This window comes from Ensifer sp. EB106-05-01-XG146, from assembly GCF_058791875.1.
In genome coordinates this window covers 1,707,097-1,724,856 of the sequence record NZ_JBYTDX010000001.1, presented here as the reverse complement: position 1 = coordinate 1,724,856, position 17,760 = coordinate 1,707,097, and the positions used below count along the sequence as shown (strand labels likewise).

15 protein-coding genes and 1 riboswitch are annotated in these 17,760 nt (G+C 63.1%); of the genes, 9 read left to right on the top strand and 6 right to left on the bottom strand.

The features are described 5' to 3' along the window. Positions 1-140: 140 nt before the first annotated feature. A complete protein-coding gene (locus AC3WVQ_RS08465) occupies positions 141-539 on the top strand; it encodes a GFA family protein (protein ID WP_060520690.1) in 399 nt (132 codons plus the stop codon). Positions 540-542: 3 nt separating this feature from the next. On the opposite strand, the gene AC3WVQ_RS08460 is transcribed toward AC3WVQ_RS08465, so the two are convergent. From AC3WVQ_RS08460 to AC3WVQ_RS08440, 5 genes are all read right to left on the bottom strand, one after another. Continuing rightward, the gene (locus tag AC3WVQ_RS08460) at positions 543-1,460 is read right to left on the bottom strand and encodes a hypothetical protein (protein WP_060585014.1); all 918 of its coding nucleotides are present in this window, start codon (positions 1,458-1,460) and stop codon (positions 543-545) included. Between the two features lie 183 nt (positions 1,461-1,643). After that, positions 1,644-3,377 (bottom strand): TadG family pilus assembly protein, encoded by a 1,734-nt coding sequence (locus tag AC3WVQ_RS08455; RefSeq protein WP_246812717.1) that lies wholly within the window; start codon positions 3,375-3,377, stop codon positions 1,644-1,646. A 1-nt stretch (position 3,378) separates the two neighbouring features. Further along, a complete protein-coding gene (locus tag AC3WVQ_RS08450; protein ID WP_034795083.1) occupies positions 3,379-3,801 on the bottom strand; it encodes a TadE/TadG family type IV pilus assembly protein in 423 nt (140 codons plus the stop codon). Between the two features lie 281 nt (positions 3,802-4,082). Beyond that, a complete protein-coding gene (locus AC3WVQ_RS08445) occupies positions 4,083-4,631 on the bottom strand; it encodes a DUF1003 domain-containing protein (protein WP_034795080.1) in 549 nt (182 codons plus the stop codon). A gap of 115 nt (positions 4,632-4,746) precedes the next feature. Beyond that, a complete protein-coding gene (locus AC3WVQ_RS08440) occupies positions 4,747-6,675 on the bottom strand; it encodes an LTA synthase family protein (protein ID WP_176960251.1) in 1,929 nt (642 codons plus the stop codon). 268 nt (positions 6,676-6,943) lie between these two features. Here AC3WVQ_RS08440 and AC3WVQ_RS08435 point away from each other — a divergent pair, with 268 nt between their 5' ends. The 5 genes from AC3WVQ_RS08435 to AC3WVQ_RS08415 all read left to right on the top strand — a co-directional run bounded on the left by AC3WVQ_RS08435 (position 6,944) and on the right by AC3WVQ_RS08415 (position 13,458). Then, the gene (locus tag AC3WVQ_RS08435; protein WP_110819187.1) at positions 6,944-8,626 is read left to right on the top strand and encodes an NAD+ synthase; all 1,683 of its coding nucleotides are present in this window, start codon (positions 6,944-6,946) and stop codon (positions 8,624-8,626) included. Positions 8,627-8,629: 3 nt separating this feature from the next. Beyond that, a complete protein-coding gene (locus AC3WVQ_RS08430; protein WP_090293900.1) occupies positions 8,630-8,965 on the top strand; it encodes a hypothetical protein in 336 nt (111 codons plus the stop codon). A gap of 24 nt (positions 8,966-8,989) precedes the next feature. Next, positions 8,990-9,817, top strand: coding sequence for a TolB family protein (locus AC3WVQ_RS08425; protein ID WP_034795067.1), 828 nt, complete (start codon positions 8,990-8,992; stop codon positions 9,815-9,817). Between the two features lie 165 nt (positions 9,818-9,982). After that, positions 9,983-11,719, top strand: a complete 1,737-nt coding sequence (locus AC3WVQ_RS08420; protein ID WP_090293898.1) for an ankyrin repeat domain-containing protein — start codon at positions 9,983-9,985, stop codon at positions 11,717-11,719. Between the two features lie 236 nt (positions 11,720-11,955). After that, positions 11,956-13,458 carry a diguanylate cyclase domain-containing protein gene (locus AC3WVQ_RS08415; RefSeq protein WP_113080104.1) on the top strand — a complete coding sequence of 501 codons (1,503 nt, stop codon included), beginning with the start codon at positions 11,956-11,958 and terminating at the stop codon, positions 13,456-13,458. Between the two features lie 26 nt (positions 13,459-13,484). Here the strand turns inward: AC3WVQ_RS08415 and AC3WVQ_RS08410 are convergent, their stop codons facing one another. Continuing rightward, positions 13,485-14,504, bottom strand: a complete 1,020-nt coding sequence (locus AC3WVQ_RS08410) for a LacI family DNA-binding transcriptional regulator (RefSeq protein WP_034795061.1) — start codon at positions 14,502-14,504, stop codon at positions 13,485-13,487. A 103-nt stretch (positions 14,505-14,607) separates the two neighbouring features. Between AC3WVQ_RS08410 and AC3WVQ_RS08405 the strand changes: the two genes are divergently transcribed. From AC3WVQ_RS08405 to bluB, 3 genes are all read left to right on the top strand, one after another. Continuing rightward, the gene (locus AC3WVQ_RS08405; RefSeq protein ID WP_090293894.1) at positions 14,608-15,801 is read left to right on the top strand and encodes a phytanoyl-CoA dioxygenase family protein; all 1,194 of its coding nucleotides are present in this window, start codon (positions 14,608-14,610) and stop codon (positions 15,799-15,801) included. An 88-nt stretch (positions 15,802-15,889) separates the two neighbouring features. Continuing rightward, the gene (locus AC3WVQ_RS08400) at positions 15,890-16,702 is read left to right on the top strand and encodes an SDR family oxidoreductase (RefSeq protein WP_090293893.1); all 813 of its coding nucleotides are present in this window, start codon (positions 15,890-15,892) and stop codon (positions 16,700-16,702) included. Positions 16,703-16,798: 96 nt separating this feature from the next. Next, positions 16,799-17,010: riboswitch (cobalamin riboswitch) on the top strand. Positions 17,011-17,056: 46 nt separating this feature from the next. After that, positions 17,057-17,752, top strand: coding sequence for a 5,6-dimethylbenzimidazole synthase (gene bluB, locus AC3WVQ_RS08395; protein WP_060600813.1), 696 nt, complete (start codon positions 17,057-17,059; stop codon positions 17,750-17,752). Positions 17,753-17,760 lie beyond the last annotated feature (8 nt).

Sequence of the window (17,760 nt, the reverse complement as noted above, 5' to 3'; positions counted from 1 at the left end):
GCTTTGAATTTGACAATGCCGGGCCGGCTCTGGAAGCTGGCCCGGCATTTTCGTGTCTGGAGCAGGGCGCGGCGCGGGCTGTGGCTTGCGTCGGCACGCTCCATGGCAGGATCGAGGGGTCATAAACTTGGGGAGGGGCAATGCAGGACATTCATCACGGGGGCTGCCTTTGTGGCACCATTCGCTTCAAAGCGCGCGGCGAGTTGCGCGAGCTGATCTTCTGCCACTGCAGCCAATGCCGGAAGCAGACCGGGCTCTATTACGCCGCCACCAACGTGCAGGACCAGGACTTCGAGCTGAAGGGCGCGGAAAACGTAACCTGGTACAGGGCCAGTGACAGCGCCAGCCGGGGCTTTTGCCGTCAATGCGGGTCAGCGCTGTTCTGGAAGGCGGACGGTTCGGATTACACCTCGATCCTCGCGGGCGCCTTTGACAAGCCGACGGTGCTGAAGCCGGGCTACCATATCTTCTGCGAAGATCAGGGCGATTTCTACGAGATCAAGGACGACCTGCCGAAATTCGCAGCCGGCCGCGTCTGAGGTTCAGGCCGGCGGGTTTGCCGCCTGTCGCTCGGCCTGCTCGAAGCCATTGGCAAGGCCGGCAAGCTTAACTGCCTGCCATTGGCAATATTCCTCGATCAGCCGCTCACTCAACCAGAACAGGCCGCGCTGCCCCTCATCGGCTCTTCCAAGCAAGCCCAGGTCCTGGGCCCGCGTGAAGATGCGCCGGATATGGGTGTTCGAGATCATGTAATGCGTGGCGAGATCCGAGAGGTTCGCCTCCAGCCAGACTTTGCCGTCCACAGGCTCAAGGCTCTTCGGCCGCGCCATGAGATCGTCGAGCAGGAGGCCACCGCACTCGGTCCAGACGAAAGCCGCGACACCTTCCGGCGGCTGGGTCCACCGGCGATCCGAAAGCAGCAGGCGGGCGGCGATTGGCTGAGCCCGTTCGAAAACGGTGCGGTCGGCTTCGACGCGTGCGACACGGCCTTGGCCGTCGAAGCGATCGAGCGTTCCCATCTGGCTCATGAACCAGCGCAGCATGGCGCCTTCGCTGATTTCGGTCGGCTCTAGCGGACGGATCTTCTTGCGACCCCGGCCGCCCTCCGCGTCGCGCAAAAGCTTGTAGGTCAGCAGTTCGGCGATGAAGGCAGCGGCGGTATTGCGGCTGGCGCCGCCGGTCTCATGGATGAACTTGAGAAGGCGGGCGGTCGTAACCCCCGTTTCGGGATTGCCGGGCTCACGCTCGAGGTGCAGGGCGTAGACGGCCTGGCTGAGCGTCCATTTCTGGTGGGAGGCGACAAGGCGAGCGATGCGGGGGAACATGTCGTAGGCCGCCATCAGATCGCGCGCGCTCGCCTGGAGCACGTTGCGTAACTCCGGATGACAAAGAAAACCTTCCGCGGTGAAGGCGAGCGAGCCATCCCGCGCTGCGCCTTCCTGCTCTGCCATCACATGCATCTGCTGCGCACACCCCCAATGCTTGCGCGGCCCGCCAAGTGAAGGGCACACTCGGTGCCCCGCCGGCCAGCCGCGCTCAGCTGCATTCCTTTTACTAGGGCTACCTTGTGCATAACGTGTCAGCAACCGAATTTGTTCAACGGGGCGTTGACGGTGGCCGTCGAACGCCCCGTTCGAACGGGTCTACTGCACGAGGACCGGCGACTGGCACTTGACGCCGGTGACGCGGACATCGGCCTCGCCGACCCGTACGCCGACGAGCAGCAGAAGGTTGTAGAGCAGATCGTCGACCGGCTTGGTAACGGCTCCGAGCGTTTGGGCCAATGCCTGCTGCACGATGGTCGGGCTGCCGAGCGTCAGGAACAGGACCTGTATGTTCAGGTCGAGATTGTTGAGGAGCGTTTGCGTCGTCGAGGTCAGGATGTCCTTGGTCGAGACCGTCTTGATCGACCGGGCCGCGACCTCGGACGGGCTGAAGCTCAGGCGCGTCGGCTTGAGGTTTTGCGCCTCGACATGGGCTAGCGCATCGATCTTGACCACCAGGGCGTCCACGAGCTTGGCTCTTTGTACCCGCGCGTCTGACGAGAAGTTGGACAGGACCGCCGGATCGACGTCGCCGATGGCGATTTCGGCAATGCCGGGCACCGCATCGACGCTGACCGAAGCATTTTCGGGCGTGCCGCCATAGCACCTGATGTCGGCGAGCTTGGCTTCCGCATAGGCGAGTTCGACATAGATCGGCAGGCGGATGCGAATGCCGGCAAGGGCGGCCAGGCCATCGACGTTGACTTCGACGGCAAGGCGGGTCTGGGCGGTGCGTATTGCTGCGCCGGGCGTGCCGAGGCGGTGGCTTGGCGTTTCGACGGGCGGCTCGCCGATCGCAAGCTTGACCTTGGCAGATGCGATGCCCGGAAGGCCGGCCACGGCATTGAGGGCGATCTGGTTTTCGCCATTGGCGATGGCTGCAGCCGCCGACACGATCTGCAGCGCGCTTACGCGCATCGCCCAATCGGAGCCGGCGTCGACCTGCAGGCTCTTCTTCGGATCGAGGTTGAGGATCTGCGCCAAGGTGAAAGTGCGCTTGTCGTTCGAGGTCGAAAGTTCGATGCTCTTGAGTGCGGCCGTGACCGTTCCGGACAGGCCCTGGACGAGCCGCATGGAGGCAAGCAACTGCGGCATCGTCAGGTTTGCCTTGAGCACGTCTTCATAGGACGCAGCCGTCAGGTTGAGCCTGGTCGCAATGACCTTCAGGAAGGGCTGGATATCGATATCGGCGTCGATGAGCGCCTGGTAATCCATGACCTTGAGCGAGATCGTCGTTCCGAGCATCTGCCCGAGGATGGAGTTGAGCAGCCCATCATTGAGGCTTGCAAGACGGGAGCCTACGGAGAAGGCCGCGATCTTCGAGCTCGCCGCCGTGCCGTAGACGCTGAGGTCCGGCGGGGCGCTGAAGATCGAGGCGAGGAAGATGTCGCCCTTCCTTTCGAGCATCACCTGCACGGCGTCCGTGGGCGTGGCGTCCTTGATAAAGCGCTGGCCGGCATCGACCGACGGATCGGGGACGTAGCGCCCGCGCGCTACGGTCGCGACGCCATCAAGCTTGGCGGTGCTGATGTCACCGGGCGGCAGGGTCTTGCCGTCGATGGTCAACAAACCGTTCGGCGTCGATACGCCGTAGTTCAGGCCATTGTTGGCGAAGTGGTTGAGCACGGCCTTCTCGGCGGCGGAGACGTTGGCCGCTGCCGCGATCGCAGCGAGATCGACCGAAGACTGCATTTCACGCTTCTGGACGGTCAGGTAGCCGTAGTCGATCGCAAGGGCCATGGACGTGATCACCAACGGCATGGCCAGGGCGGCCGAGATACCGATATTGCCGCTACGGGCTCGGGCGAGGGAGCGCATGGGTTTCCACAGCATATCAGACCCCTCCGATGCGGATGGTTGCGAAGCGCTCGATCTGTTCGCTCGGCATGGCGAATGTGAACAGGTTGAAGATCGGCAGGTCGCCGGCGTCGTATTTGATCCGGACGGTGAACTGGTTTGCGTTGTTGGCGTCGTCCCTGACGGTGACGGTCATGCGCGACGACTTGATGAAGGCCTGATCCATCGTCGTGCGACGGATATAGTCGGTCGCGAGCCGTTCACGCTCGGTTTGGGAGAGGCCGGCGATGGCTGTGCGGGCGGCATCGGCAGCAATCTGCTGAATGGAATGGGCGGCACTGAGATAGACGCCATAGGCGATCAGGGTCAGCACGCACATGAAGAAGAGTGGTGCTATTATTGCAAATTCGATCGCAGCGGCCCCGTCCCGGCCGCCTAACAGGCGCTTGAAGTTGGACATTGCAGCATCTCCGCGTACCCACGTTGCTGTATTTCTCGAATGTCCCTGCACCCATAACGTGATCCTCAAATATTAATTTTTTCATACTCCGATAAGTTGTTGAATCCCAATGCATTTCGCAAATGTTGCAAAATGTGTATTCACAGTTGAATTAGTATTTATGAAAATTAGCTAGTTTTCGCCCTGTCGCGGCGGCTGCGCGCCCGCGTCCGGGCGCCGAATCCGCGCGAGGGCAGGCTTGCGTATCGCCAGCGCATCGTCCCGGTTCGGCCGGGGGCCGGTCACTCCTGTCCGGGGGGCGTGCGATAGCGTTCGAGCTGCCGGTTGAGCGTCGCCAGGTCCGCGCGCAATTCGGAGATCTCGCGCAGCAACACGTCGTCGACCTTGTGATGCAGTGCGATCAGTTCGACTTCCGACTTGAGATTGACTTCGTAATCCTTCGAGGCAGCGAAGCGGTCGCGCTCCGCCTGGCGGTTCTGCGACATCATGATGACCGGAGCCTGCAGCGCGGCGAGCATCGAAAGCATCAGGTTGAGGAAGATATAAGGGTAGGGATCGAAGGCGCCGGTGGCGAGCAGAATGGTGTTCAGCAAAACCCAGAAGACGAGAAAGCCGCAGAAGCCAATGATGAAGCTCCAGGAGCCGCCGACGCGGGCGATGTTGTCTGCGAGCCTGTCGCCGAAGGAGAGCCGTGCCGTGAAGGCGGCATGTGAATCGGTGGCGAGCGTGCGTCGGTCCCGGGCATGGGTAAGAATGCGGCGCTCGATCTCTCCGAGCTCGCTGAGCGGCTTGCCGAAAAGCTGTTTCGATATGTCATTGAAGTGCGGCATGGCGATCTCCGGAGTTGGCCGGAGACAATCTAGCGCGTCAGCGCCGCAAGGAAATCACGCGGTACGCGAAAATGCCGCAAGGACCGGAGCGGTTGCTGGCCGCTCCGGTCTTCGATCAGTGGGTTTCGACGCTGGCGAAGAGATCAGCGTGTGACTTGAAGAACCGGTCGGTCGAGAAGCGGTCGCCGAACATCATGTCGTGTTGCAGGAAGCGGTAGTCACGCAGGAGTGCCGGCACCTTCGGCTGGCGCGACCACTCGGCGACTTCCTTGCCATTCTTGCGGATCAGCATGTAGCGGTCGACGACGCGGTACTGGTCATACACCTTGCCGAGGAAGCCGGTGTAGTAGGGATGCTCGTAACCGGACTGCTTGAGGATCTGGTAGGAGAGGAAGGCCGGGCTGATGGTGCCGACGTTCTTCTTCGGGCCAGTCTTGTTCGACCAGACGACGAGCGGCGTTTCATGCTGCGCCTTCATCTGCTCCTTCGAACCTTTGCGCTCCGCCGTCACACCCTTCATGAAACCGGTGCTGGTATAGACGGTGTTAAGCGGCGGCAGATGGTCGCCAAAGAGCACGATAACCGTTTCGCGATCGCGGTTCTTGGCCCAGTCCATCAGCTTCTTCAGGCTGTCGTCAGCCTCCTTGATGCCCTGCGCGTAGGTGGCAAGAACCTGGCGGTCGGCCTCGGGCAGATCGCCTTCGACCTTGATGGTGTTGTTGGCGTAGCGGTTGGCCTCATAGGGGCCATGGCCCTGGAGTGTGACGGCGAAGAAGAAGAACGGGTCGTCCATCGCGTCGGCTTGGCGGATGATCTCGTTGGTCAGCGAGTCGTCCGAGGCGAAGATGCCGCGCTTCTGCATCGGTGGCATGTTCTCTTCCGACTTGAACATGTCGAAACCGAAGGCCTTGTAGACGGCGGTGCGGTTCCAGAACCAGCTCTGGAACGGATGGATGGCGCGCGAGACGTAGCCTTCGCCACGGAAGAAAGTGGCAAGCGACGGGATCGGATTGCGGATGTACTGCTGGTACGGGATGCTGCCATAGGGCAGGAACGCGTTGGAGAAGCCGGTCAGCGCCTCGAACTCGACGTTGGCGGTCATGCCGCCGAACTCCGGCGAGAAGACGTTGCCCGACTGCATTTCACGGATCGTCGGCATCGGGTCGGGCGACAGCTTGACGTTCGGCAGGCGGGTCGGATCCCAGAAGGATTCGCTCATCAGCACGATGACGTCGGGCTTGCCGCGGTGCGAGGTGCCGGCGGGAAGCGGCTTCACCGGAATGCGGTCGATCGCGTCGGCCATGTAGCCGGCGGGCGCGCTGACATTGGCCATCGGCAGGTTGATCGCAAAGGCGAGCGCAAAGCCGTTGTGCTTATAGTTCTCGGTCTGGTCCCACATGATCGGGATGACCTTCAGGCGATCACGGATCCAGGAAAACTGGTTGTAATCCATGATGTTCCAGAAGGCGACGAGCAGCGGCAGCGCGAAGGCGAGGCGGGCGACACGCTCGCGGGTCGTCAGCTTCGGGAAGGTCCGCCAGGCAAAGCGCAACAGGAGGGCGATGGCGACGACGGTGGCAACCAGGCCGACGGCGATGCCGAGCGCCGTCCACGGACGGTCCTTTACCAGCACGGGCATCAGCTCCATGATCTGGCGGCCGAACAGGAAGTCGGTCGGATAGAGCGGATCGGACAGGAACACCTGCTTCTGCTGGCAGATGACGGCCGGCAGAAGTGCCAGCGGCGCGATCACCACGGCGGACTTGTGCTCGCGGCCGAAAATACCGTCGACAGCGAGCAGAATGAGAAAGAATATGCCGATGGTCGTCAGCGCCGGGCGCGTCGGGTCGAGGACGTAGGAAAGGGTGTCGGTCAGCGACTGACGGACGATCAGTTCAACGGCGAAGACAAGGGCAGTTGCAACGAACAGGGAGAACAGGGCGCTGCGCGTGGAAGCGAGCGTCTTGGCGTGCCGTGCGGCGAAGCCGGGTCGGTCGGCATAGACACGTGAGCCTCGCGCGACAGCGGAATCGATACTGGCCAACATATTCTCCAATTTCATAAATGCGTCGTGTAACTGTCATACGCCCGTCATTTTGAACAGGGGATGAATGGTTTCTTAACGGGAATGGAGGGTGGCTTTTCGTGGCGTGAAGCCGCACGAACGGCCCAGTATAAGGACCGGGAAAAACAGAAGTTTTGGGTTTTTTTCGCGTGGCTGCGATTGGCTGTGGGTATTTTTCCGCAGATTGCGCTAAAGAACATTGCGAAAGTCAGATGCAATCGTTCAGGACAGACCGACAGGCCCGCTCATGACCGCCCATAAAAACGCCCCCTCGCTCCTTCGTATCGCCGTTGCCCAGCTCAATCCGACCGTGGGCGACATCGCCGGAAACCTGGCCAAGGCGCGTGAGGCGCGCGCCGATGCGGCGCGACAGGGCGCCGATCTCCTGCTTTTGACGGAGCTGTTCATTTCGGGCTATCCGCCGGAAGACCTTGTTCTGAAGCCGGCCTTTCTCAAGGCCTGCCTCCAGGCCGTCGAAAAGCTGGCCGCCGAGACGGCCGATGGCGGCCCGGGCGTCATCATCGGCTTCCCGCGCCTGTCGAAGACCGGCCGACATAACGCCGTGGCAGTACTCGACGATGGCAAGGTGATCGCGATCCGCGACAAGGTCGATCTGCCGAACTACGGCGAGTTCGACGAGAAGCGCGTCTTCGATCCGGGCGAGATGCCGGGACCGGTCAATTTCCGCGGTGTGCGCATCGGCATTCCGATCTGCGAGGACATCTGGGGCGATCTCGGCGTCTGCGAGACGCTGGCCGAAAGCGGTGCTGAAATCCTGCTGTCGCCGAATGGTTCGCCCTATTATCGCGGCAAGGTCGACGTGCGCCATCAGGTCGTGCTGAAGCAGGTGATCGAGACGGGCCTACCGATGATCTATGCCAACCAGCTCGGCGGCCAGGACGAACTGGTCTTCGACGGCGCCAGCTTCGCCTTCAACACCGACAAGTCGCTCGCCTTCCAGATGAGCCAGTTCGAAGAGGCGATCTCGATCGTGGAGTGGAAGAAGGGCGAGAGCGGCTGGCATTGCGAGCACGGCCTGAAGTCGCGCCTGCCGGAGCGGGAGGAGGCGGATTACCGCGCATGCATGCTCGGCTTCCGCGACTATGTGAACAAGAACGGCTTCAAGAATGTCGTGCTTGGCCTCTCCGGCGGTATCGATTCCGCCATTTGCGCAGCGCTCGCCGTCGATGCGCTCGGCGAGGAGCGGGTGCGCACGGTCATGCTGCCCTACCGCTACACCTCGCACGAATCGCTGAAGGACGCCAAGGAATGCGCCGAGGCCCTCGGCTGCCGTTACGACATCGTGCCGATCTCCGAGCCGGTCGAAGGGTTCCTCAGCGCACTCTCCGATACGTTCGAAGGCACGGAATCCGGCATCACCGAGGAGAACCTGCAGAGCCGCACCCGCGGCACGATCCTGATGGCGATCTCCAACAAGTTCGGCTCGATGGTGGTGACGACGGGCAACAAGTCGGAGATGTCGGTCGGCTATGCCACGCTCTATGGCGACATGAACGGCGGCTTCAACCCGATCAAGGACCTCTACAAGATGCAGGTCTATGCCATCTCGAGCTGGCGCAATACCACGGTTCCTCCGGGCGCGCTTGGTCCTTCCGGCATCGTCATTCCGCAGAACATTATCGACAAGGCGCCTTCGGCCGAGCTTCGTCCCAACCAGACGGACCAGGATTCGCTGCCGCCCTATCCGGTGCTCGACGACATTCTCGAATGCCTGGTGGAAAAGGAAATGGGGACGGACGAGATCGTCGCCCGCGGCCATGACGAGGTGACCGTTCACCGGGTCGAGCATCTGCTCTACATCGCCGAATACAAGCGCCGGCAATCGGCGCCGGGCGTCAAGATCACCAAGAAGAACTTCGGACGCGACCGCCGCTACCCGATCACCAACCGCTTCCGCGACCGGGGCTAGGCGATGGATATCCTCTCCGAAGAGACGGACGGCCGACAGGGCCGTGCAGATTTTACGGACGAGGAAATCCGGCTCCTGCGACTGTGGTCGGCAAGCGACGTTTCCGCCGGCCGGCAGCTTTCGGCGCAGATCGGCTATTTCGCGACGCCTGCGGTCTTTGGGGTCTATGGCCTTGCGACCGGAAGCCTCACCGTCGTCGGCGTTGCCTTCATCTGCATCCTGCTCCTGCTGGCCTGGGGTCTGGTCACCACCTGGCGGGACCGACGCGATTCCGTTCTGATGCAATCGGTCTGTTCCAAGGTTCTGGCGACTCTGCCGGCGGGTGAAGACAAGAAATAGCGGCCTCGTCCGGGAGAGAAGAGCATGCGCAGTTCCGTCGAAATCCATGACATCGCAACAGGTGAAACGCGGGTTGTCTGGCAGACGGACCGGCTGGTCGAGGCACCGAACTGGTCGCGGGACGGCTCACATCTGATCATCAACGGTGACGGCAGGCTCTATCGGCTTGGCCTTGATGGTTCCGAACCGGTGGAGATCGATACCGGTTTTGCGACGCTCTGCAACAACGACCACGGCCTCTCCCCGGATGGCACGACGATCGCGATCAGCGACAAGACCGAGTTCGGGAAATCGGCGATCTACCTGCTGCCGGCCGAAGGCGGCACGCCGCGGCTCGTCACCCGCAACCTGCCTTCCTATTGGCACGGCTGGTCGCCCGACGGGAACACGGTGACCTATTGCGGCATCCGCGACCAGGTCTTCGACATCTATACGATCTCCGTCGACGGCGGCGAGGAGCGGCGGCTCACCCATGGGGAGGGCCGCAACGACGGGCCCGATTGGTCGGCAGACGGCGAATGGATCTATTTCAACTCGAGCCGTACCGGCCAGATGCAGATCTGGCGGATCCGCCCGGACGGTAGCGACGTCACGCGCATCACCGACAGCCCCTATGGCGACTGGTTTCCGCATCCGTCGCCTGACGGTAAGCATCTGCTCGTGCTTTCCTATGACGGCGACGTCTTCGATCATCCGAGGGATCTCGATGTCCGGTTGAGGCTGATGGACCTGGACGGCGGCAATGCCCGCATCCTGTTCGAGCTCTTCGGCGGGCAGGGAACGATCAACGTTCCCAACTGGGCGCCTACGGGCGATCGTTTCGCCTTCGTCCGCTACGAACGGGAAAGCTGACCGCGCTGGACAAGTATATCGAGGCCATGCTAGCGATGAGGTCGTTCGCAGGGCGCATCCGATCCGCGGGAAGGGCAAGGCCCACCTGTTTCACTGAACTTGGTTGCCACACCTCTTTTCAGTCTGTGGGCGCGGATACCGGACGTGAATGAAAGGAGGTCTTTCATGATCACGCGCGATCTTTCCGCGAACATTACCCTCGATACGATCCGCAAGCAGGCCAAGGCCTTTTTGAAGGCCGTCAAGGCTGGCGATGCCAGCGCAAGACAGCGGGCGCTTCCCTATTTCTCCGAACCGACCGCAATGGGCCTTCAGGATGCCCAGCTGGTGCTTGCCCGCGAATTCGGCTTTGCCAGCTGGACACGGCTGAAGCGGCATCTGGAGAAAGCCGAGACCGGCACGCCGTCGACCGAACAGGTCGCAAACCGCTTTCTCGCTCTGGCGACAGTCTCCTATTTCGGCGACGTCGCTGCCGATCCCGAGCGGTTCGCTCAGGCACTCGACCTTCTCAAGGACCATCCTGAGATTGCCGGGGACAACATTCACGTGGCCGCTGCGCTCGGCGACGCCGCGGCGATCGACCGCTTTCTCGATCGCGACCCGAAACTCGCAGAGAAGCGCGGCGGTCCGTTCGACTGGGAGCCGTTGCTCTACGCCGCATATGCCCGCGTTCCCGGCAGCTCGTCGCTGCCGGCGGGCGCCCGCCTGATTGCGCGCGGGGCCGATCCGAACGTCTACTGGCTCGACGACGGCCAGTATCGTTTCACGGCTTTGACCGGCGTCTTCGGCGAGGGCGAGGCGGGACCGGAGCGGCAGCCACCGCACCCGGATTGCCTTGCCTTTGCGCGGCTCCTGCTTAATGCCGGTGCCCGAGCCAATGACAGCCAGGCGCTCTACAACCGGATGTTCGAACCGGACAATTCCTGCCTCCAGCTGCTTCTCGACCATGGCCTTAATGCCGACGACCGCAACAACTGGCTGGTGCGCAACGATGGCGGCCTGGTCGAAAATGGCGAACGCGTCTTCGACTATCAGCTTGCCTGGGCACTGGAAAAACGCATCTCCGATCGCGTCCGGCTGCTTGTTGCGCACGGCGCCGACGTCAATCGCCCGATCAAGGGGCGCACGCCCTATCAATGGGCGGAGCTCGGCGGCGATCCGGCACTGGCACAATACCTCGTGTCGCGCGGCGCGACCGAAGCGCCGCTGGAGGATGTCGACCGGCTGGCCCGTGCCGTTGGGGAAGTGAAGGCCGACGAGGCGAGGGAACTTGTCGATAGGGATCCGACACTTGTCGCTCGAACCCAGGCTGCACACCCCGCCATTCTGCACGAGGCGGCGGGTGAGGACCGGCATGACGCCGTGGCGCTGATGCTCTCACTCGGCTTCGACGTCAACCGCATGACCTCGCGCACGCCGTTGCACGAGGCGGCGTTGCATGGACATGTCGCGATGGCGAGGCGCCTGCTCGATCACGGCGCCGATGCCTTAGCCCGCGACCCCTACCATCATGCACCGCCGATCGGCTGGGCCAAATACAACGGCAAGGACGCGATGGTCACTTTCCTGAAGGATCAGCCGCTCGACATCTTCGCAGCTGCGTCCTTTGGCGTGGCCGCGCGCCTCGCCGACATCCTCGACCGGCAGCCGGATCTGATCGAAACGCCGTTCGGCACGTTCCGCGGGCGCGGCAGGCCGGAGCCACAGTACGACTGGATGACGCCGCTTGCCTTTGCCGTGATCAACGGGCAGGCAGGAACGGTGCGGCTGCTTCTCGAAAGGGGCGCGAATGCACGCGTGCGCGATGGCGCCGCCGGCCCGTCGATACGCGATCTTGCCCTGGAGCAAGGCAATGCGGAGATCGTCGCCTTGCTGCGCGCTTCGGCGGCCGCGCCGCAATAGGATGCGCAGAGGGAGGCGCGGGCAGTCGCCCGCGTTCTCCTGATCCCCGCTGCGACCGCTGATTGTCGGGCGATTCAGCCGGTTGAAATCGTTAAGTATTTTATCACCAGCTTATTTAAGCCAAACTTCGATTTTGGTCGCTAGGGTGCCGGCAGTATCGGCTGCCATCGTTGCGCATCGCACCTCCACAAGTGCTAGTATGCCCGGCAGGGCCGGTACGGACGAGGGGGACTGGCGTGGTGGAAAAGGCGTTGCGGCAGGCAAAGCGGGACAAGACGGTCTGGGCGATCCATGCCGCCTGTACCTTGGTCGCGGTCCTGATCATTGCAAGCCTCATCTATGTCCTCGACCGGTCCGTCACCGAGGCCGATCGCTTCGGCCTTTCGGCCGAGCGTCGGCTTGTCGCAAACGAGCTGCGCCACCAGATGGATGCGGTCGTTCAGTTCCAGGCGCAGGTGTCCTTCTGGGACAAGACCTACGAGGAGCTGGCGACGGGGCATGTCAGCGAGAGTTTCGTCGCCGACGAGCTTTCGGGCTGGCTTTGGGAAGACTACGGCTTCTCCTGGATCATCTTCACGGATCCGGCCCGCACCGTTTCGACGGCGCTCAAGGACGGCGCATCGGTTCCGGCAGAGGTGGCCCGCGTGCCGCTCGACGAGGTCGATGATCTCGTAGACGAAGCCAAGCGCCGCTACGACAATGCGCTCAGGAACAACGACGGCACCTACAATCTCGATGTCACGACGCCAGATGCGCAGTCCGTGATGCCGGCCGTGCCCGGCATCCACGCGGTGGACCTGCGCGAGATCGGTGGGCGCATGAGTGTTGCCGTGGTGCAGGCGGTCATCCCCGAGACATTGGTGGTTCCGGCGGAACGGCGCGATCCGGTGCTCATGGTCGCCGTTCGGCCGGTCACGCCGAAAATGACGCGCGAGATCGCGGCACGGCTGGGTATTCGCGGGCTGGCCTTTGTTCCGCTCAACGAGCGGCCTGCAGGCAGTGCCTATGCGTCTGTCGGGCGCTGCTCCGATTCGTCCTGTCTCGTGGCCGCCTGGGTGCCGAAATCGCCCGGTGGGTTCGTCCGCGCGGAGCTGTTGCCGAGCGTCATTATCATGGCGATCGTCGCAGCACTGCTGATGGCCTTCGTGGCGCTGCGGTTCTCGACGCTCTTTGCCGCCCTGCAGCAGAGCGAGGCGCTGAACCGGCACCTTGCCAAGCACGATCGCCTGACGGGGCTGATGAACCGCAGCGGCTTCGACGATATGCTGGCGGCAGCCCTGTTGCGGGCATCGACGCATCCGTTCACGCTCGTCTATGCCGACCTCGATGAATTCAAGGAGGTCAACGACCGCCACGGCCACGCCGCCGGCGATGCCGTGCTGGTGGCCATGGCCGAACGCTTTCGCAACCGGGCTGGCCCGAAGGGCACGGTCGCGCGGCTTGGCGGTGACGAATTCGCGGTCATTCTCGGCGATTGCAGCGAGGCCGACGCCCGCAGCCTGACGGCCGGCCTGATCGCCGACGCGCAGACGCCGGTCGCTTTCGAGGGCCAAATGCTCGTTGTCGGCGGCAGCGCCGGCATCGCCTTTGCGCCGCGGCATGGCCTGACGGCACGCCAGTTGCTGCTGGCTGCGGACGAAGCGCTCTATCTGGCCAAGCGGCGCGGCCGCAACCGCTTCGAAACGGCGGACGACATGGTGTTACCGGCCGAAAAGAACGACGGCCAGTCGGCGGCCTGAACGTTACCCGCGGATCGGCAGCAGCGTTACTCCGGGACATTGTAGGGCGTGATCACCACCACGGCGGAGAGCTGCGGGCCGATTGCCGGCGCCTGGGCGCCGGGCCGCAGCATCATCGTGCGAAAGGCGGTGCGCGCATCGGTCCTGAGGTCGTGATGCAGCACGAAGTGAATGCGCCGTTCCCGCAACAGCGCCAGATTGTCCTCGTCGAGATCATGGGCGATGTAGAGCGCGCAGTGACGTTCGAGGCGCTCGAAGGCTGCAAGGACGGAGCGGTTGCCGCCACCGATCGAATAGGCCGCGTTGATATCGGGATTGGCCGAGAGCGCCGCGTGAGCCAGGCGGCCGGTTTCGCTGTCGCGGCCGTGGCCTTCGCTGATCTCGACGATCCGGATTGCCGGATAGCGCTCGCGCAACACCCGGCGAAAGCCGATCTCGCGTTCCTCCTCACCACGAAAGCGGCCGCTCGAAAGGGTCACCAGCACAGTTGCCGGCGCGCCGGAAAAGCGCTCCCCGAGGAGGTAGGCGGCCGTTTCGCCCGCCGCCCGGTTGTCGGCGCCGGCATAGGCCGTCCGCTGGGAATGGGGCAGGTCGGTTACCAGCGTCACGACGGGCGTGCCGCCCATCTCGAAACGGGCGACTGCGGCGACGATCTCGGGCACGTCCGGCGCCTTCAACACCAGGCCGTCGGTCCCGCGCAGCCGGATTCGGTCGAGCAGTTGCACGATCTCCTGTGGGCGCATCGTCTCGGCGAAGTGGAACCGGCAGCGAAAGACGGTGGGCGCGAAGGTCATCGCCTCGCTCTCGAAGGCGCGACGCACCGCATCGGTGAAGCGTTGCGGCGACTCCATGACGATATCGATCGCAAACTTGCGCCCCTGGATGTCGAGGCCGGCCTGCTGCTTCTCCAATTCCTCGATGGCTGCGCGAACCCGGGCCTCCGTCTGGCGGCGCACGCCCGGCCGCTCGTTGAGCACGCGATCGACGGTCGCGGTGCTGAGCCCGGCCTGAAAGGCGATGTCCTTGACCAGAAACGGATGGGCCATCGCCTTGCTCTCCTGATGGATTTTTGATGGATTCTTGCTCTATATCATGTTTTGCCGCCGCCTATAGTCGTGTTCATCAGGATGTTCCAGAGGAGGAAACGCGATGAAGACCGACAACAAAGCGCGCCAGCGGATCGACCGCGTCTGGCTCACCGAAGAGGCTTGCGATCTCGAATCGTTCCGGGCGGAAGTCGAACGCCAAACCAGCCTGTCCGACTACCCCCATGCTTCCGGCTGCGAAAAGAATATCCTGATCTATGACAGCGCCGCGCTGATTGCGGCGTGCGGCGATGCCGAGGCGCGGCGTTCTGTTCTGGCGGAGATCTGCGAGGTACTGGCGACCGGGCCTGGCGTGGCGGTTTTCAAGCGCGCCTTTGCCGATACGACAGCAATCGACGTCGCAAGCGGGGTCTTTGACGCTATCATCGAAGAGCAACATCGCAGCAACAGCGGCGGCGGCGATCACTTCGCCAAACCCGGCGCCAATGACCGCATCTGGAACTCGCTGGAAAAGCACTGCCTGAACGCGCCGGAGAATTTCGCCTCCTATTACGGCAATGCCGTCATAGCGCTCGTCAGCGAGGCTTGGCTCGGGCCGAACTACCAGATGACGGCGCAGGTCAATCGCGTCAATCCTGGCGGTGCGGCGCAATCGGCGCACCGGGATTATCACCTCGGCTTCCAGACCGCGGCCGTGATCGAGCAGTATCCGGCGCATGTGCACAAGCTTTCACCGGTGCTGACGCTGCAGGGGGCGGTTGCCCATTGCGACATGCCGCTCGAAAGCGGACCGACGCTGTTCTTGCCCTATAGCCAAACCTATGTGCCGGGCTATCTGGCGCTCAACCGGCCGGAATTCCGCGCCTATTTCGACGCACACCACGTGCAGCTTCCCCTTGAAAAGGGCGACGTTGTCTTCTTCAACCCGGCGCTCTTCCATGCCGCCGGCACCAACCACTCCCGGGATATCCGCCGCGTGGCCAACCTGCTGCAGGTGTCTTCGGCCTTCGGTCGCGCAATGGAAACCGTTGACCGACTGACCATGAGCGCGACGCTCTATCCGGCCTTGCGGGCCTTGCTGGCGGGCGGGACGCTGACGCAGGCGGAAGCGGCCAACGCGATCTCCTCCTGTGCCGAGGGCTATTCGTTCCCCACCAATCTCGACCGGGATCCGCCACTCGGCGGGTTGGCGCCGAAGACGCAGGCGCAGTTGATGCGCGAGGCTCTCACTGCGGGGACGGGCGAACAAGAGTTTCTCTCGGTGCTGGAGGCGCAGGCGAAGCGCAAGCTGAGCTGACGAGCGAGTTACAATTTGACAGGCTCCCGGTGTGTTTCAGCCGGGAGCCGCAGCCGTTTCAAACGATCATTTCCGAGGGAGGAATTCGATGAGTGGACAATTGCAAGGCAAGATCGCCATCGTCACCGGTGGTACGCAGGGACTGGGCGCGACGATTGCTGGCCTTTTCGCCGAGCGCGGCGCTGAAGGCATCGTCATCTGCGGCCGCAACGCCGCCAAGGGGCGGGCGAAGGCCGAGCAGATCGGCAAGGCAAGCGGCGCGAAAGTCGTCTATGTCGAGGCCGATCTGGAAAAAGTAGAGGACGCCCGCAAGGTGGTCGCCGCTTGCGACGCGGAATTCGGACGGGTCGATGCGCTGGTCAACGCCGCAGCTATCACCGACCGTGGCACGATCCTCGACACCACGCCCGAACTCTTCGACCGCATGTTCGCGACCAATGTGCGCGCGCCGTTCTTCCTGATGCAGGAGGCGGTGAAGATCATGCGGCGGGAGAAGACCGAGGGCACGATCGTCAACATCGGCTCGATGTCGGCGATGGCCGGCCAGCCGTTCATTGCCGCCTATTGTTCGTCGAAAGGCGCGCTCGAAACGCTGACCAAAAACACGGCCTATGCGCTTCTTCGCAACCGCATTCGCGTCAACGGGCTGAATATCGGCTGGATGGCGTCCGAAGGCGAAGACCGCATCCAGCGCGAGTTTCATGGCGCGGCTGCCGATTGGCTCGAAAAGGTGGCGGCCGACCAGCCTTTCGGTCGGCTCGTCGATCCGGCTGAAGTGGCGCGGGCCTGCGCCTATCTGTCGTCGGCCGAGTCCGGGCTGATAACCGGATCGGTGATTTGCTTCGATCAGTCGGTCTGGGGCGCCTATGACGACTCGCCGCATCCGGTCGCTCCGCTTTGAGGCGGAGGCAAACGACTAAGCTCGACAGTAGCCGGCGGAAAGTGGCGCGCCATGTCTCGACCGGGTTGGCGCGCTTGTCTTTCTCAAACGGCTGTGCACTTAGTGCCGTCGTCAGGTGCCCGCGAAAGCGGGAGAATCGGGAATCCGGTGTCATTCCGGAACGTGCCCAACGCTGTGACGGGGACGATCGCCTCTAAGAGAGCCTTGAGTTGATTCAAGGTTTTGCCACTGGATCTTCAATCGATCTGGGAAGGCGAGGTGATCGGTTGAACCGAAGTCAGAAGACCGGCCTGGCGAGATAGACCGAACCCCGCGTGGACGGCGGGAGGTTTTCGCATTGTTGGGGATCGAACGATGCTGACTGAACCGAAGGGCGGCCTTGCGGCTGCCGGCGCCTTTTCGCTGCCAGAGCGGGAGGCCGTCTACCGTGCCATCGAGACACGTCGCGACGTGCGCGATGAATTCCTGCCCGCGCCATTGCCGGATGATCTGATCGGGCGCCTGCTGGCCGCTGCGCACAGCGCCCCGTCCGTGGGCTTCATGCAGCCGTGGAACTTCGTGCTGGTGCGGGCGGAAGAAACGCGTGAGCGCGTCTGGCAGGCGTTTCGCCGCGCCAATGACGAGGCCGCGCTGATGTTCGAGGCGGAACAACAGGCCAAGTACCGTGCGCTGAAGCTGGAAGGCATCCGCAAGGCGCCGCTCAGCATCTGTGTCACCTGCGACCGCACGCGCGGCGGTGCCGTCGTACTCGGGCGCACCCACAATCCGCAGATGGACGTCTATTCCACCGTCTGCGCCGTGCAAAACCTCTGGCTTGCGGCGCGGGCCGAAGGGGTGGGCGTCGGCTGGGTGAGCATTTTCCACGAGGCCGAGATCAAGGCGATTCTCGGCATCCCAGATCATATCGAGATCGTTGCCTGGCTCTGCCTCGGCTATGTCGATCGCCTCTATCAGCAGCCGGAACTCGCCGTGAAGGGCTGGCGCCAGCGCCTGCCGCTCGACGAGCTGGTTTTCGAAGACGGATGGGGACGCAGCAAGGAGAAGGCGTAAGGCCTCGT

Bases quoted from the DNA above. Each gene is read 5' to 3' on its own strand.
- AC3WVQ_RS08400 (WP_090293893.1), top strand. From the start codon at position 15,890: ATGAGTGGACAATTGCAAGGCAAGATCGCCATCGTCACCGGTGGTACG.
- AC3WVQ_RS08405 (WP_090293894.1), top strand. From the start codon at position 14,608: ATGAAGACCGACAACAAAGCGCGCCAGCGGATCGACCGCGTCTGGCTC.
- AC3WVQ_RS08455 (WP_246812717.1), bottom strand. From the start codon at position 3,377: ATGCTGTGGAAACCCATGCGCTCCCTCGCCCGAGCCCGTAGCGGCAAT.
- AC3WVQ_RS08410 (WP_034795061.1), bottom strand. From the start codon at position 14,504: ATGGCCCATCCGTTTCTGGTCAAGGACATCGCCTTTCAGGCCGGGCTC.
- bluB (WP_060600813.1), top strand. From the start codon at position 17,057: ATGCTGACTGAACCGAAGGGCGGCCTTGCGGCTGCCGGCGCCTTTTCG.
- AC3WVQ_RS08435 (WP_110819187.1), top strand. From the start codon at position 6,944: ATGACCGCCCATAAAAACGCCCCCTCGCTCCTTCGTATCGCCGTTGCC.
- AC3WVQ_RS08465 (WP_060520690.1), top strand. From the start codon at position 141: ATGCAGGACATTCATCACGGGGGCTGCCTTTGTGGCACCATTCGCTTC.
- AC3WVQ_RS08445 (WP_034795080.1), bottom strand. From the start codon at position 4,631: ATGCCGCACTTCAATGACATATCGAAACAGCTTTTCGGCAAGCCGCTC.
- AC3WVQ_RS08425 (WP_034795067.1), top strand. From the start codon at position 8,990: ATGCGCAGTTCCGTCGAAATCCATGACATCGCAACAGGTGAAACGCGG.
- AC3WVQ_RS08420 (WP_090293898.1), top strand. From the start codon at position 9,983: ATGATCACGCGCGATCTTTCCGCGAACATTACCCTCGATACGATCCGC.
- AC3WVQ_RS08460 (WP_060585014.1), bottom strand. From the start codon at position 1,460: ATGCATGTGATGGCAGAGCAGGAAGGCGCAGCGCGGGATGGCTCGCTC.
- AC3WVQ_RS08430 (WP_090293900.1), top strand. From the start codon at position 8,630: ATGGATATCCTCTCCGAAGAGACGGACGGCCGACAGGGCCGTGCAGAT.
- AC3WVQ_RS08450 (WP_034795083.1), bottom strand. From the start codon at position 3,801: ATGTCCAACTTCAAGCGCCTGTTAGGCGGCCGGGACGGGGCCGCTGCG.